The sequence below is a fragment of the Paenibacillus tundrae genome (genome assembly GCF_030812775.1).
Taxonomy (GTDB): Bacteria; Bacillota; Bacilli; order Paenibacillales; family Paenibacillaceae; genus Paenibacillus; species Paenibacillus tundrae_A.
In genome coordinates this window covers 301,510-318,239 of sequence record NZ_JAUSTI010000002.1, presented here as the reverse complement: position 1 = coordinate 318,239, position 16,730 = coordinate 301,510, and the positions used below count along the sequence as shown (strand labels likewise).

The window sequence follows — 16,730 nt, the reverse complement described above, 5'->3', positions numbered from 1 at the left end:
TAGATTCACCCATCTATTAAAAGTCGCATAATTGCGACTTTTTTTCTTTATTTAGATTACTTCGTCGTACTTCAAGTTGAACAAACCAACAGACTCTCCATCAAGTCATATCTTAAAATACTCTAAGCGAACAACATGAAGTCGTTGCAACAGTGCCTATGTACAGAATTTATTCATGTTCAGTTCATATCGCCGTCACGACTAGTACATCTTCTCCCATTACACTTTATTCAGTAGCAACACAATGATCCTTAGACACAGAAAAACAGGAGATGATGAGATTGTCACGAAAGAAACGAACCTCGATAATGGCAATTACTTTAGTACTTGCCATGTTGTCTCCCACGTATGCCTTGGCTAGTTCGGATACGGGGAATAGCGCTAATCTTACTAACAAATCGACGGAAAGAGCTGTTATTGAGAAAGCTAACCTTCTAACCCAATCATATGGCACAACAAGTGTGCAGTATGCGCTTATGGATGAGGGAAAGATCGTACTCTCTGGACAAGTAGGGATAAACGACCCCAAGGGAGAGATTCCTCTTACGGCAGATACGATGTATGGAATTGGGTCAACGAGTAAAATGATGCTTACGACTGCTGTAATGAAGCTCGTCGATGAAGGCAAGGTGAATCTGGATACACCTGTCGTTAACTATATCCCGGATTTCAAAATGAAGGACAAGCGTTATCAGCAAATTACACCACGGATGTTATTGAATCATTCTTCCGGGCTTCTTGGAACGTCGAGCAATAGTGCAATCCTATTTGGAGATAACGATACGTATGCACATGACACTTTACTGGAACAACTGGCTAACCAAAACCTGAAGGCAGATCCTGATGCCTATTCCGTGTATAGTAACGATGGTTTTACATTAGCTGAAATTCTGGTGGAGAGGGTTAGCGGTATGAGTTTTACTACTTTCATGCATCGTTATATCACCGAGCCGCTGGATATGAATAATACTCAGACGCCTCAAGATCAGGTGAATCTGAAGCAAATGGCAGCAACCTATTCTGCCACGAATTCGAAACAACAACTTCCATTAGAGACCACGAATATGATCGCTTCAGGAGGCATCTACTCGACTGCGGAGGATCTAGTGAAATTTTCGAGAATTTTCACAGGACAAGGAGAAGGTATTCTCTCTCGTGAATCTGTACAAGCGATGGAACAAGAAGAATACAAGAAGGGCATATGGCCAGCAGACAACGATTCGTCCATTGCCTATGGACTAGGTTGGGATAGTGTTAATCTGTTCCCGTTCAACGATTATGGTATCAAAGCAGTTACCAAAGGAGGTAATACAATAACATACCATTCATCGTTAATTGTGCTCCCCGAATTCAATATGGCTGCAGCTGTAACGTCCTCGGGGGGCACGAGCACAACAGATCAACTACTTGCGACTGAACTGTTACTGGGCGCGCTGGAAGAGAAGAATATTATTCCTGAGCAAAAGCCGGAGAAATCGTTCTCCACACCTGTAACAGCAGGGATGCCGAAGGAGTTGTTGAGTTATACAGGTATATATGGCGGCGGAGCCAATTTGTTAATGAAGTTGGATGTGAAGGATAACGGACAATTAACCGTGTCCACACTATCTGCTCCAACCAATCCAGATCAGAAATATACGTACACTGCGGATGGTTCATTTGTTAGTGACGAGGGAACGGAGAAGCTGCAATTCGTTAATGAGGACAATGGAAAAATCTATCTATGGTCACGCTCATATAAGTCCGTACCTGGTCTTGGTCAGATTGCTTCTTCCGAATACAAGGCTGAAAAGTTAGAAACAAATGAATTAGCTAATGATGTGGCAGCAGCTTGGCAGAAGCGAGAAGGAAACACATATTACTTGGTAAATGAGAAGTATACATCAACACTGTATAACATTGCTCTTCCGATGATCCCCATTCAAACCTTTAACGAATGGCCAGGATATATCTATACAAACAAAATTATTGGAGCAAACGAAGCAATGAACCAACTCCAAATTCCAGGCTTAGCCGGTCGTGACACGATGAATTTTGAATTCTATCAGGAAGATGGGGTTGAATACGTTACGGCAGGAGGAAACGTCTATGCCAGTCAAGAGGTTGTGACACCGATCTATTCGGGACATCAATCGAAGACAACCATTCAAGCCAATGGACATGCCACTTGGTTTACGGTTCCAGCCTCAGCAGCTGGTAAAACGATGACGGTTCAAATGCCTTCAAGTGGTGCATTTGCTGTATACAATCAGGCAGGTATAGGTGTGAATCACACGGTGGTTAGCGGCCAGAATGAAGTTGTGTTGCCTGACAACGGTAGCATTGTGTTTGCTGGTGAGCCGGGTTCGACGTTTGAAATCTCATTAAAAAAATAACACCTGGTTTCAGATAGGATGATGAATCAATACTGAACCTACAAAAAGTCGCGGAAACGCGGCTTTTATTTGTTCTTCTTTTGCTTAACGCATCTCATTTTATAAAATAGGGCTTGAAAGATTATGAAATATTATTGAATGTTTAAAATTTGAATTGTATTTGCTCCATTCAGTGCACTACAATGTGTAGTATGAATGTATTTAAAATGTTATATATCAGGAGGTTCATATATGTTACTTTCCATACTAAGCATCATTATCATTGTTTGTCTTACCGGATATATTATACTGAACACGTATAAGCGAAAAGAGAACCTGACAGGTATGCCTGGCATGATGATTGCCATGAGTATAGGTATGATGGCTAGCCTATCTCTCGGGTTTCAGCTAGGTGTATTGTTTAATCACGATCTGGCAGTACCTTCAATGATCGCTATTTTATTGGGGCTCGGGACGGGTTATTTTGCAGGAAAGCCCATCAGTGTACTCGCTTCGTTGGATGGTATGTTAGCAGGTATTATGGGTGGAATGATGGGAGCGATGTTGGGCTCTATGCTTGGTTTTAGTTATATCATGGTATTGTTCGTTGATATCTTGTTTATTCTTATCTTCTGCGTTGTTCTGCAAATTATAGGGTCAGGTGTAGCTGAAACGAAAGCGCCCAAAAAGGACGGAATAAGTGTATCGTTTATTGCAGGTGTAGTCACTGTTGCCTTCGGCATCGTCTCGATTGGCGTCCTCCTGTTAAACCAATATCAAGATAGCCGGAACCCTACTGTTCATGCAGCGACGAAAGAACAAACCTCTGTTCAAGAAAATGTAAGCTATGACATTATTCCAATTGATATTCAATCCAATGGTTTTAGTCAAAACAACATCGTAGTACAAGCAGGCGTGCCAACAAAAATTAATTTTATTAAACAATCCGGCTACACTTGTATAAAGAGTATTGAGTCCGCGGATCTAGGGTTCGATGTATATCTTGAGAAGGGTTACAATTATATTACGTTAAAGGATTTGAAACCTGGCACCTATCATTTTAATTGTGGCATGTATATGTACTATGGAACAATAACCGTTGTATAAAACGACCTAACATAAAACCTACAAAAAGTTGCGGAAACGCGGCTTTTTTTGTTGCATACATTTCTAATTCGGTACCTAATCACATCCATATTTCATTTTCTCAAGTGAGGTTAGCGTCATCTCAGGTATTGCTTGCGAAATTGCAGAAGAGAGATTCCCATTTTACGTTTGAAACACGCGGAGAAGTAAGGGGAGTAGCGGAAACCTACTTCTTCGGCAACACGGTCAATGGACCAATCGGTGGTCACCAGCAAACGTCTAGCACGATCGAGCCGTATCTCCCTTCTGCGAGCATCTCATTGGTAACTTTGTTCTGATAATGAGACTGAATATAGGCAGCCGCGCGTTCTGCCAGACGGGTTGCGACCGATTCGTTTTCTCTAGAGCCACTTTGAATACAACAAATGTACGTATTGAGGACAACTTCTGGGAAAATTATTCTGCATTAGTACGCGATACGGTCATCCCGTATCAGTGGCAAGCATTAAACGACCGTGTAGAAGGAGCGGAACCCAGTTATGCTATTCGCAATTTCCGCATTGCTGCTGGACTTGAAGAGGGAGAATTCGGAGGATGGATATGTGAATACGTATTTTACGATTAAGGAACCGGGCAGAGAATGGACGAATCTATATGAAGCCCACGAACTGTATTGTGCAGGACACCTGATCGAAGCCGCTGTAGCCTATGCTGAGGCAACGGGCAAACGTCGATTGCTGGATATTGCATGCCGCTTCGCTGATCTGATTGATCGTTTGTTTGGGCTGGATGCTGGTCAGAAGCAGGGATATTGCGGACATCAGGAAATTGAACTTGCGCTGGTCAAGTTGTATCATGCAACGGGAGAGCAACGGTATTTGAAACTCAGTCGCTATTTCATTGATCAACGTGGCAGTCTTCCAATTTATTTTGAGGAGGAATGGGAGCAGCGCGGCAGAACAGGTCACTGGTCAGATGGTAAACCTAATCTGGAAATGTACCAATCCCATCTGCCTGTGCGCAAGCAGTCAACCGCAGTTGGACATTTCGTGCGTGCAGTTTATATGTACACAGCAATGGCTGATCTTGCTCGATTGACTCAAGACGCTAGCTTGAAAGCAGCTTGTGAGCGGCTATGGGAGAATACAACGCGCAAGCAGATGTACATTACGGGTGGAGTCGGTTCAACCCATCGGGGAGAAGCTTTTACCTTTGACTATGACTTGCCGAATGAATTGTACAAGCCGCTGGCAGCTGAGCCAGCGCAGGTTCGATTTATTGCGATTTCTTATTATTTGTGGGGTAACCGCGAGGCTGGGGAAATGAGTGTTTGGTTGCGTACTTGATAGATGGATGATATAGGAGTTAATGATTATGCATAGAACAAATGGCCTTATGAATAAATAAGACATAGAGATCCTTAGTCTTAGTGACTAAGGGTCTCTATTTGTTGTTGTTCATATGATAAGATAATTAGATGCATAGAATAACTAGAGGAATCTGATTGGCGATAAATGCATGACTGCCATGTTAGATAACCATGATTAACATACCAGTAGACAGGGAAGGTGTATACAGGATGCGTATAGAGAACATATCTAGTGAAGAGCGGAATGGAGCGATCAGAGCCTTTGAATCCACCATTCATAAATCAGAAAATGCATTAATAAATATGACGGAGAAGGGCACAAACACAACCTTAGTACAGAAACGGCTCACAGCGCTACGTATCGGATTAGCTATGCTTGAACATACGTGGCACGGCGAATCACATTCATACACTGATGAGGAAATACGAGAAGCTCAACATGTAATAACTGGTTTATTCCCGTCTCTTGAGAGCCAGTACGCTAAAGCCAAAGTGGGCGGTGCCCAAAAAACATTGTTAGAGAGAAGAATAAGAGCCTTTGAGCTAGCTATTCAAATCATGTCAACGAAAAAGGCAGCAGACGTCTAACCTCTGCCACCCTCGAATTCTCAAGCGATATGTGTTGTTATCAAGGCTTACTATACTTCTATTTTTCGGTATATTCCAGTAGGTTTGTTTATTGCTAACGCAACTTAGGTATACGTGCATGTAAAGTTAGTGAACACAGCAACAGATCCTACCTTAGAAGCGTAGAGACCAATAAGCACACCTGTAAATCCTCCAGCCACCTCGGATGATAGATATCTGGTCTGTGCCGTTCCAAGTGAAATATCTTTACCATCATAGTTCAAAAGGAAAGTATAACGATCAGGAGTGGATTGAATCGTGAGCGTAGCCTGATTGCTTACCCCCACATACTCTTCCTGTTCAATCGACTTGATATCACCAACATTCAGACGTTTAACAACACTATATCCGTTATCGACTTGGCGAAGAGCCAGATCATAATGATGATTTTCATCCATATAGAGCGTAATACCCGCTTCACCTTCAGTTAATGTGACGTCACAAGAGATAACTGCATTGAAATCTCTCTGACGTATGCCGATAAAGGTAGGGGACAATGGAGTGTCTAATGTGATATCCGTACCTCTTAGAATCACCTTGTTCGGAGCTAATTCATACTGCTGATTAGCAGGGTGACGTAAAAAACACCAGTCTAGATTCCAATCGGTATTCTCAAACGTATAGACGTTGCGCTCCTGTTGAACGGTTGCCTCAGAGATTCGATCGGTTTCAAAACTCGTAAGCACGGTGCCCTTATACCCCGCGGTAAACCAACCATCTTCATTAAATGTCACCGGTGTTAGAAACACTTCACGTCCAAGGTGGTGGTACGTTTGCCATCTTCCGATCTGACGGAAACCAAGATGAAGCATCCACCAATTGCCGCCCTCATCCTCAACAAGGTCTCCATGCCCAGCGCCTTGAAGCTCATAACCACCCAAATTACGATTGGTCAGAACAGGGTTATGTGGGTAAGGCTCAAACGGACCTGATGGCGAACCCCCGCTCGCATAAGTAACCATATGGCCATACTCGGTTCCACCTTCGGAAGCCATGAGGTAGTATGTTCCATTTATTTTATACAGATGGGGACTCTCCAAATAGCGCCCGCCTGTACCATTCCAGATCATACGCCCAGGTGTTAGTTTACGTCCAGTTTCGATATCAATCTCACATTGAATGATGCCTCCAACGCCGTTATCGTCGGTACCATTACTCATAAATAATGCTTTGCCATCCTCAAAGTATAGATCTGGATCGATGCCACCTTGATCGACATAGATCGGATCAGACCACTCACCATAGATATCGTCCGTCCATACGTAGAAATTCTGATGCGTAGTGTCATTCGTTGTGGTCATGTAGAATCGGCCATTGTGATGACGGATGGTTGGCGCGAATACGCCACCGGAGCTGTTAACCGTCTCTAATTGAATCTGGCTTGGTCGTGTTAAGCAATGTCCGATCTGCGTCCAATTGATCAAATCTTTACTTTCGAAAAGCGGAACGCCAGGGAAATATTGAAAAGAGCTACATACGAGATAATACGTGTCGGCAACTTTGCAAACGCTAGGATCAGGATAGAAACCTTTGATGACTGGATTGGTATATTTCATTTTTAGTGCACCTCATTATAAATTCATATTTATAAGAATTCAACTCAAAACAGGTAATGCTCTCAGGCATAATTTTTAGTATAAAAAGAATATTTTAATAGCTCCACATCAAAAATTAAACACTATAGCAATTATATTTACAATGATCTTGGTCTTGATGGTACAATGAAAATCCGTTAAATTAACATTAATAGCATTTCAATAATTGGAGCTGGGAGAAATTCTGAATGATTAGAGCTAATGGAGATTCCAAATACATGCCACTGTATGAAGCACTGGCTAGCGAAGTACGCTGGAAAATAATGACCCTTCTCTCTGAAGGAGAGATGAATGTAAAAGATCTAGCCGATGTGCTGGAGCTAAGTCCTTCCATTGTTACGATGCATGTTCGTAAATTAGAGCAAGCGGAATTGATCGGCAGTCGTAGAGTGCGACTGAACGGAGGCACACACAAAATGTGTTTTCTCAAACAAGATGCAATTGAAATTGAATTGCCTTCGGTGGGTTCATTTGCAAACATCAAAGAACAAAGCATTTCAGTGGGTCACTATACAGCGTTCGAAGTACATCCGACCTGTGGGCTGGGAACGCATGAGAAAGAAATTGGCGTATGGGATGATCCACGCTATTTCCTTGATCCTGAGCGTGTTCACGCAGCAATCCTATGGTTTGGTCGGGGGTATGTCGAATATAAAACACCTAATTACCTTCTTCCAGAGGATGCACCCAGTGCAATTGAAATCTCAATGGAAATTGCTTCGGAGGCGCCTGGCTTAAGGGATGACTGGCCCTCGGATATCACATTTTCATTTAACGGTGTGCGGCTCGGCACATGGACCAGTCCTGCTGATTTCGGGAGAGCTGCTCGTGGAAAATACACCCCGTCATGGTGGCATAGAAACGTTAACCAATATGGCCTACTGAAGACGATCCGAGTGGATGCTCAAGGCACATCAATAGATGGAGAATGGCTGTCGGATGTAAGTATCGATGGGATCAAGCTGGAGGAGTTATTCTGGACGCTGCGATTTTCCGTGGAGGAGCATGCCACAAATGTGGGCGGTCTGACGCTGTATGGAGCTGGCTTTGGTAACCACAATCAAGACATCATCATTCGTACCATACAGCCTAAAGCAGATATGGGTTGATATATCCTTCTGAAACCACGCTATATATTTAACGTATCCGTTATTCAGGAGAAGTATGGTTAACTCGGTTAGATGAGTTGGGGCATTCTGATCCTAATGTTGGCTTGCATGATCCAAACACATACATCTGTCGAATGGAGAATGATACCATGGGCGAAGATACGAGCCGTATTAAAGTATCCAGCAAGCGAGTACCAGACCTAATGAAAGCATTAGTCTATGACACGTACGGTACACCGGAAGTTTTGCGCTTGGAAGATGTGACCGTTCCGACCCCGAAGGAACATGAAGTGTTAATTGAGGTTCATGCAACATCGATCAATTCTTGGGACTGGGATCTCCTTCTGGGGCAACCATTCGTTACACGCATCGGCGCAGTCCGCAAACCCCGTTATCGAATTCTTGGCGCCGATGTAGCAGGGATAGTCGTAGCAGTTGGGGCTAATGCGGGACGATTTCGAGTTGGTGATCGAGTGTTTGGCGATCTCTCAGCCTGCAACTGGGGTGGATTTGCGGAGTATGTGTGTGCCAGTGAAACGGCATTGACGCTTATACCTGCCGGTATCACGTATGTACAGGCAGCAGCTGTCCCTCAAGCGGCAGTTCTTGCATTACAGGGTTTGCGTAATCGCGGAACTTTGCAACAGGGGCAACGAATTCTCATTAATGGGGCTGGGGGTGGAGTGGGAACATTTGCTCTCCAATATGCCAAGTTACACGGTGCAGAAGTGACCTGTGTTGATCACGGTGAGAAGCTGGAGATGTTACAGGCTTTGGGTTCGGATCATATCATAGATTACCGGAATGAAGACTATACTGCGAAGGGAATAACGTATGACGTCATTCTTGATGTGGTAGGGAATCGTAAGGTGACAGCTTTGAAACGAGCACTGCGTAGCGGCGGCCGGTATGTAATGATTGGAGGCCCGATGGGGCGAATTGTAATGAATCTATTGTGGGCACCAATCGTTTCGAAGCTTGAAAACAAGAAAATATCAGTGCTTGTACACAAACTGAGCGCCGAAGATCAGAGTGAATGGATAGAGCTGGTTGAATCAGGGCAAGTCATACCGATCATTGATCAACAGTATCCATTACGTGAAGCAGTTCAGGCATTTCGTGATATGGGAGCAGGTCGTGTGAAAGGAAAAACGATCGTTATCATGAAAGAATAGCCTGCCCTCACTTCGATGGAAGGGAAGCTATATTGAGTTTAAATACATCCATTGATCTGCGCATAGCTCGTCATAACAGAAGTACCGATCTTCTCCTGCGTGAGATTTTTTTGGAGGTGTGTCGGTGATACGTGAAATAATAGATGTACTCGTAGTCGCTATGTTAGCGGCTTTTTTGTTTCTCAATGAATGGGAATGAAAATTTCCAATGACCATATATTTACAAAAAATGATGCACATGCTATGTTTGCTTTGAAAGCGCCATCATGAATGGGTTTATTGACAAATTTCATTATCATATCTCAAACGGAAGGGAAGATGAAAATGGAAAATTGGCTTAGAAAGGCAACCGCAATGATGCTGGCATTTGCTCTACTACTAGGATTAATGACAGCGCCCGTTCATGCAAACAATGTACTTTTCCCCATCGAAGCAGAAGACGCCCAGCTCACTTCGGATCTTCAAGTAGTCACCGAGATTTACGGACAACCCAAGCCTGGATATTCAGGTAGCGGTTTCGTCTGGATGCAGAATTCAGGGACGTTAACTTTTACAGTGAATGCTCCCGAAACCGGCATGTACGCGATCTCTACTCGATACATGCAGGAGCTTAGTGCGGATGGCAGAGTTCAATACTTAAACGTGAATGGTGTGACTAAGGGTTCTTATATGTTGCCGTACACGACAACATGGTCGGACTTTGATTTTGGTTTTCACAAACTGAATAAAGGCAGCAACACAATCCAGATCAAGTCTGGATGGGGATTTTCATATTTTGACACCTTCACTGTGGATCATGCGGATCTTGATCCATTGAATGTGCAGCCGATTCTTACCGATCCTGAGGCAACACCAGAAACACAAATTTTAATGAATTATTTAACGGAGGTATACGGAAACCAGATTATTTCAGGTCAACAGGAGATTTATGGAGGAGGGAATGACGGAGACACAGAGCTAGAGTTCGAATGGATTTATGATCTTACTGGCAAATATCCAGCGATTCGCGGCTTCGATCTGATGAATTATAATCCGCTCTATGGTTGGGAAGATGGCACAACAGATCGGATGATTGATTGGGTTAATAACCGAGGCGGAATTGCAACAGCTTCCTGGCATATCAATGTACCACGTAATTTCAATACGTATCAGCTTGGGGATTTTGTGGACTGGAAGGAAGCCACTTATAAGCCAACAGAAACTAATTTTAATACAGCCAATGCTGTTATTCCAGGGACGAAAGAATATCAATACGTAATGATGACAATCGAAGATCTGGCAGAACAATTGTTGATCCTTCAAGATAACAATGTGCCTGTTATATTCCGTCCTTATCATGAGGCTGAGGGTAACGGTGGTCTGAATGGGGAAGGTGCATGGTTCTGGTGGGCTTCCGCAGGAGCAGAGGTATACAAAGACCTGTGGGATCTAATTTACACAGAGCTTACGGAGACGTACGATCTTCATAACTTGATTTGGACCTATAACAGCTATGTGTATAGCACATCTCCAGCGTGGTATCCTGGCGATCATCAAGTGGATCTGGTTGGATACGATAAATATAATACGATCTATAATCGGTATGACGGCTTGTCTGGAGTCCCGAATGAGGACGCTATTACGTCGATTTTCTATCAGCTTGTGGATCTGACGAATGGTAGCAAAATGGTTGCCATGACAGAGAACGACACGATTCCAAGTGTGCAAAATCTGAAAGAGGAGAGAGCGGGATGGCTGTACTTCTGCCCTTGGTATGGCGAGCACCTTATGAGCGCCGCATTTAATTATCCAGCGACCTTAACCACACTTTATCAGAGCGATTATGTTATCACTTTGGATGAGTTGCCGGATCTAAAGGCCACCAATCCTAACCCGAGCGCATCGATCTCTCCGGGAACCGTCGAGTTTGACAAATACGCGTCTAATCCAAACGACAAATCCGTGACAGTGACTGCCAATGGGAATACGCTTACTGCTGTCCGTGCAGGCAATACTGTGCTTAACGCAACAACGGATTATACATTTAATGGAAACACCTTGTTGCTAAATAAAGCTTACCTTGCTACACTTCCAGTAGGAGAGCATTCGATTGTACTGGATTTTAATCAAGGGCAAGATCCGGTGTTAAAGGTTAAAATTGTGGATTCAACGCCAAGTTCTAATGCTACTATTACACCGGTAAATGCCTCATTTGATAAAGCAACGAACGCAGCACAGGATGTTTCCGTTACCCTTGACTTAAATGGTCGTCAGCTTACAAGCATAGCCAAGGGAAATACTACCCTCGAATCGGGTCAGCATTATACAGCTTCCGGTTCGACGGTTGTGTTGAAACAATCCTATCTCACTACACTGCCCTTGGGTCAAAATACGTTGATCTTCCAATTTAATGGCGGAAATAGCGCTGTGTTAACCGTTAACGTTGTAGACAGTACGGTTACTGTACCGCCTACGGGAGACTTGACCATTCAAGCTTTTAACGGCAATACCAGTTCTTCGACCAACGGAATTTCGCCTAAATTCAAATTAATCAACTCAGGTAATTCGGCAATAGAGTTAAGTGATGTGAAACTTCGGTATTACTATACGATTGATGGGGAAGAGGCACAGACCTTCTGGTCCGATTGGGCAAGTGTTGGCAGTGCGAATGTAACAAGCAAATTCGTCCAATTGGCAACTCCGGTTGCCGGAGCCGATCATTATCTGGAAGTTGGCTTCACAAGTGCAGCCGGAACGTTGAACGCAGGTCAGAGTGCAGAGATTCAAGCGCGTTTCTCCAAAAATAACTGGTCGAATTACAATCAGTCTAATGATTACTCGTTCAAGGCATCAGGCACGCAGTTTGCCAACCATGAACAGGTTACTGGTTATGTAGGCGATGAGCTTGTATGGGGACTTGAACCATAACAAGGTAGAACGGAGAGGTAGAACGAATGGGTAGAGAAGGAGCATGTCCTTCTCTGCTCTTTTTTTGAATTGAAGTGAAGAGGTGAGATGTTATAGTAGCAGTTCACTCCGCAGGCGGCAATGATCATCACAGATCAGAGCTTCTTGACATCTATATGATGATTCGTTACTATTCCTATATGACAGTAAGTACTGACATTCTATAGAAGAGAGGACAGAGAAATGTCTAGTCGTACAAACTATAGCAGCAAAGAACGATTAATGATGACTGCGATTGATTTGATCTCGAAAAAAGGTTATAAAAGCGTTACAACGATGGAAATCGCGACTACGGCTGGCTTAAGTGAGAAAACGCTGTTTCGTCAATTTGGAACCAAGCAGAACCTTTTGGAATCGGCATTCGATCAATATTATTACTCCGAAGAGATGACGAAGATCTTCAATGAAAAGCTAGTCTGGGATTTGCACACCGATTTGCTTTTGATTAGCAGAACATATCACGAGATTATGAACCGCAACCGGAAGCTGTTTCTGATCGGGTTTAAGGAAGATGAACATCTACCGGGGCTTCGGGATCGCACGATTAAACATCCAAGACAGCTCTTAGAGATTATAACCGAGTATTTTAGCATCATGCATGACAAAGGCAAGCTGGTTCAAACGAATTTTGAGCATCAAGCCTTTTCATTTATGGCTTTGAATTACGGTGTGTTTATTAACAATTTGAATGAAGATGCTCGTTTTCCATCGCTCTCTTTGGATCGCATTATTACAGAAAGTGTATGGACGTTTACTAGGGCTTTAACCCCCTAGTTTTTTTAGCTCTTATATGTCAGTAAGCACTGACGGTCATTTTTGCTTGAGTATAACGAATTGTTTAGCAACAGCTCCGAGCTGAGTGACCCATCTAGATTATAGAAATGAGGAACATAAATGGCTATCAATCATTCCGCTTCACAGAGCAAGGAGACGTTATTACTCCGAGTGCTTGTCTTCACCCTGATTATTTCTGTCATGAATGGCATGATGTTTAATGTGGTATTGCCGGTAATTAGCAAGCAATTTCAGCTTACGGCTTCTCAATCGAGCTGGATTGTGACAGGTTATTTGATTGTATATGCAATTGGAACAGTTACTTATGGCAAGCTCACCGATAGGTACAGCATGAAGCATTTAATTACGTTTGGTTTATTATTGCTCGCGGCAGGTTCTGTGATCGGCATCGTAGCTACTCAATATTGGATGATTATTGTTGCACGGATTGTGCAAGCGGCAGGAGCTGCTGTCATTCCTGCACTTGCTATGATCATTCCGGTTCGTTACTTCTCAGCTAAGAAGCGTGGTCAAGCCCTGGGAACCTCTGCAATTGGTATTGCTCTTGGATCTGCGCTAGGCCCTATTGTAGCCGGATTGATATCAAGTGTCTTAAGCTGGCAATTTCTATTTGCTATTCCGTTGCTTTCGCTTGCGACACTACCCTTTTATCGAAAGTATCTGGATGACGACAGAGGAGTCAGTGAAAAAATGGATTATATCGGGGGATTAACATTAGCGGGGACAGTTGCTGCATTGTTACTCGCGTTAACTCAATCCAACCTATGGTTCTTAATGACAGGCATCGTGCTCTTGATCTTGTTCACCATACGAATCCGTTACGCTGAAGCACCATTCGTCAAGCCAGCTGTATTCCACAACAAACCTTATGCCATTGGAATGGTCATTGCTTTCGTGCTGGTCGCCATTGGTTTTGGCATTCCATTTATAACGCCACAATTACTAGCACAAATACATGGCTTCTCACCAGCTCTAACTGGAATGATCATGCTCCCATCTGCGCTCGTTGCTGCTCTTCTAGGACGTAAAGGCGGGAAGCTCGCCGATGAGAAAGGCAATCCTTTTCTGTTATATACGGCTTCTGTACTACTCATCGTCGGTTTCATTTGTTTATCCTTTGTTGTAAGTGCGTCACCGATTTGGATTGCTGTATTTCTGATCTTGGGAGTGTTAGGTCAATCCTACATGCAGATTGCGATGTCTAATACGATTGCACATACACTTCCCAAGGAGCACATCGGCATCGGAATGGGATTGTTATCTATGTTCAATTTCATCGCAGCATCTGTATCTACTGCAGCTCTTGGCAAGGTACTTGATCGGGGTGCAACTTCTGTTCATTTGAATCCTTGGATAGAAGTGAAGAGTGCTTTCGTCTATAGTAACATTTTTGTCGTGCTCGCCTTGTGTGTCGCTGTGATGCTGCTGTTTTATGTGCTGCAATATGGACGTAAACCCGTTGTAGACCTCCAGGTCAGACAGAACCGTTAACAGAATGGGGGGACAGTCTGGAATTATTCGGACTGAAACCCCCATGTTTCACTGCTCGCAAGGTCGATGGGGTGTCCATTCACGATAACCGTATGGTTGTTGTACCATTGTAGCTCTACTTGATCAACCTTACTCTCCCCATACACCGCTTTTCTGAACCACAGTGCTCCTTGTAACTCTCCAACAATACCGAAGCTTCCCATGGCTCCAGCATCCGTTTTATAAAAGTTAATCGTATAGTGCTGGTCAGGTGAGTGCGTGTTAGTGAGTAGTACCTTGGCTCCTGAGAAGATAGATGTAAGTGTCACGACAAAAAGCAGGGTGGCGACTAATATGAATGAGAGGGTCGTTGAGATCCAGCTTCTGATCTTGGCAAATAAACTTGATGTGTCCATAAAACTTATGATGGAAAGGATGAATGTCAGAATAGAGAGAATCACTATGACATATCCAGGTGGAGCGATCATCCACATATGATGGATGCTTGAATATAAGGTATACAACGAAATAGAGTACAACATAAGGACAAGGAATAATGCAATCCAGCTTATTTTTTTGACGATGATGAAGTCTCCTTTCGCACATGCTAGATTTAAATTTCTATCTCTTTCTAATACACTTTGTATTATAAGGGTTGCTTGGGAAAAATGTCCACGATATCACCTTTTAATAAGTTTCATTATTCCTAGTTAGAGTAGTATAGTTCTATCGGCATCATCAAAGATGTATTCATATTCCAGCAGGAACTCCTCATGCTCCAATCTGTAAATAACAAAAAGATGATCCCCGTGTAGTACATTGCGTACGGAGATCATCTTAGGTAATTCATTTGATCGTTTTTAGAAATGAAGAGATTAATATTAATTAAAACCGATAGAGGCGTACACCATGCACAGGAATGGTTGTGCGTAATGTGTTCCCGTTTAACTCAGCTGGAGTTCCACTCCATAGCTCAGTACCTTCTGTAATACCGGAGAGATCAATCTCTTCAAGGTGCAAATCTAATGAAAGAGACTGCTCACCAACATTAAAAAATGCAGCATAGGAGGAACCATCAGCATTCTGTGCAGTCCAGACAATCAGATCATCACGGTGTAGGGCTTCTCTTGCACCATAGCTGTCGCGATGCATACGCAGAACTTCACGATTGGTTAGTAGCGATAACGTCCATTCATCGTTGTCTCGAAGTTCACCACCAAAGATGAGTGGGGAGCGGAAAATACTCCATAACGACATCATTGTCAACTGTTCATCCGGTGTGAATCGAGTCCAACGGTCGGCTCCGCCACCGTCAACAGAACGGATGCCGATGTGACCCAGTGGCAGCATATCACAGTCTGGCCAGCAGCCTTCCTTAGGTATACCCTGCCAAGTTCGACAACGGTCAAACATATCTAGCAACAACGGCCATAGATCCCAGAAGTCATCCGTGACTCGCCACATATTAGCATGTTTAGCGAAATGTTCAGCGTACTCTACCGGAGCAGGCCCAGGAGAGAGGCTGAGAACCATAGGGCGTCCAGAGCGTTCAATCGCTTTGGCAATCATCTCAATCTCTGGTTGATGTGTATCGTAAAGTCTAGAAGCGGCAATATCATCTACTTTTACCAGATCAACACCCCATTGCGCATACAATTCAAAGAGCGAGTCGTAATACGCCTGTGCACCTTCCTTAGAGGAATCTACACCGTACATATCAGTATTCCACGGACAAATGGAGTTCGGATGCGCAATATCACGCGCAGTCGCAGTTGTGCCAAGGATCGGTGTAGCCGCATGTGTAGCTTGTCTTGGAATGCCGCGCATGATATGGATGCCAAATTGGAGCCCTAGGCTATGTACATAATCGGCTAATGGTTTGAATCCTTGCCCATTCGCAGCAGAGGGAAACCGATTCTCAGCAGGCATCAGGCGGGAGTAATCGTCCATAACTAATGGAACGAAAGCGCGGTATTGAGACGAGTTAGCGAAAGGTTCGTACCACTGAATATCGACCGTTATATAGCTCCAGCCGAAGTCTTTGAGATGCTCTGCCATGTATTCAGCGTTGCCGCGAATTTCGGCTTCTGTTACGGCTGCGCCATAACAATCCCAGCTATTCCAGCCGAGAGGTGGGGTAGGGGCTACAAGTTTATGATTCATCATCATGCTCCTTTACTGATTCTTTATTGCTCTCTTACAAT

Annotated in this window: 12 protein-coding genes and 1 pseudogene; 9 read left to right on the top strand and 4 right to left on the bottom strand. The window is 43.7% G+C overall.

Annotated features, from left to right (window positions below; genetic code table 11):
- The first annotated feature begins 275 nt into the window (after positions 1-275).
- Both J2T19_RS04720 and J2T19_RS04715 read left to right on the top strand, forming a co-directional pair.
- On the top strand, positions 276-2,375 hold the full coding sequence (locus J2T19_RS04720) for a serine hydrolase domain-containing protein (RefSeq protein ID WP_307213672.1): 2,100 nt from the start codon (positions 276-278) through the stop codon (positions 2,373-2,375).
- Between the two features lie 231 nt (positions 2,376-2,606).
- Entirely contained in the window at positions 2,607-3,461 is an 855-nt protein-coding gene (locus tag J2T19_RS04715; RefSeq protein ID WP_307213671.1) for a cupredoxin domain-containing protein, read from the top strand.
- A 116-nt stretch (positions 3,462-3,577) separates the two neighbouring features.
- Here J2T19_RS04715 and J2T19_RS04710 read toward each other — a convergent pair whose 3' ends face one another.
- Positions 3,578-3,709 carry an AraC family transcriptional regulator gene (locus J2T19_RS04710; RefSeq protein WP_307213669.1) on the bottom strand — a complete coding sequence of 44 codons (132 nt, stop codon included), beginning with the start codon at positions 3,707-3,709 and terminating at the stop codon, positions 3,578-3,580.
- A gap of 71 nt (positions 3,710-3,780) precedes the next feature.
- On the opposite strand from J2T19_RS04710, the pseudogene J2T19_RS04705 reads away from it, so the two are divergent.
- Both J2T19_RS04705 and J2T19_RS04700 read left to right on the top strand, forming a co-directional pair.
- Positions 3,781-4,750 (top strand): annotated as a pseudogene (locus J2T19_RS04705) (glycoside hydrolase family 127 protein); the annotation flags it as partial.
- Between the two features lie 275 nt (positions 4,751-5,025).
- Positions 5,026-5,397: a hypothetical protein gene (locus J2T19_RS04700; RefSeq protein ID WP_307214030.1), complete on the top strand. Its 372-nt coding sequence runs from the start codon at positions 5,026-5,028 to the stop codon at positions 5,395-5,397.
- Between the two features lie 104 nt (positions 5,398-5,501).
- On the opposite strand, the gene J2T19_RS04695 is transcribed toward J2T19_RS04700, so the two are convergent.
- The gene (locus J2T19_RS04695; protein ID WP_307213667.1) at positions 5,502-6,992 is read right to left on the bottom strand and encodes a glycoside hydrolase family 43 protein; all 1,491 of its coding nucleotides are present in this window, start codon (positions 6,990-6,992) and stop codon (positions 5,502-5,504) included.
- Between the two features lie 227 nt (positions 6,993-7,219).
- Between J2T19_RS04695 and J2T19_RS04690 the strand changes: the two genes are divergently transcribed.
- The 5 genes from J2T19_RS04690 (at position 7,220) to J2T19_RS04670 (ending at position 14,547) form a co-directional block, all read left to right on the top strand.
- On the top strand, positions 7,220-8,140 hold the full coding sequence (locus J2T19_RS04690) for an ArsR/SmtB family transcription factor (protein ID WP_307213664.1): 921 nt from the start codon (positions 7,220-7,222) through the stop codon (positions 8,138-8,140).
- A 134-nt stretch (positions 8,141-8,274) separates the two neighbouring features.
- The gene (locus J2T19_RS04685) at positions 8,275-9,315 is read left to right on the top strand and encodes an NAD(P)-dependent alcohol dehydrogenase (protein ID WP_307213663.1); all 1,041 of its coding nucleotides are present in this window, start codon (positions 8,275-8,277) and stop codon (positions 9,313-9,315) included.
- Positions 9,316-9,639: 324 nt separating this feature from the next.
- Positions 9,640-12,222: a glycosyl hydrolase gene (locus tag J2T19_RS04680; RefSeq protein ID WP_307213662.1), complete on the top strand. Its 2,583-nt coding sequence runs from the start codon at positions 9,640-9,642 to the stop codon at positions 12,220-12,222.
- Positions 12,223-12,444: 222 nt separating this feature from the next.
- A complete protein-coding gene (locus tag J2T19_RS04675) occupies positions 12,445-13,035 on the top strand; it encodes a TetR/AcrR family transcriptional regulator (protein ID WP_307213660.1) in 591 nt (196 codons plus the stop codon).
- Positions 13,036-13,155: 120 nt separating this feature from the next.
- The gene (locus J2T19_RS04670) at positions 13,156-14,547 is read left to right on the top strand and encodes an MFS transporter (protein WP_307213658.1); all 1,392 of its coding nucleotides are present in this window, start codon (positions 13,156-13,158) and stop codon (positions 14,545-14,547) included.
- Positions 14,548-14,570: 23 nt separating this feature from the next.
- On the opposite strand, the gene J2T19_RS04665 is transcribed toward J2T19_RS04670, so the two are convergent.
- Entirely contained in the window at positions 14,571-14,942 is a 372-nt protein-coding gene (locus J2T19_RS04665; protein ID WP_307213656.1) for a DUF5412 family protein, read from the bottom strand.
- 469 nt (positions 14,943-15,411) lie between these two features.
- The gene (locus J2T19_RS04660) at positions 15,412-16,689 is read right to left on the bottom strand and encodes a glycoside hydrolase family 27 protein (RefSeq protein WP_307213653.1); all 1,278 of its coding nucleotides are present in this window, start codon (positions 16,687-16,689) and stop codon (positions 15,412-15,414) included.
- Positions 16,690-16,730: the final 41 nt, after the last annotated feature.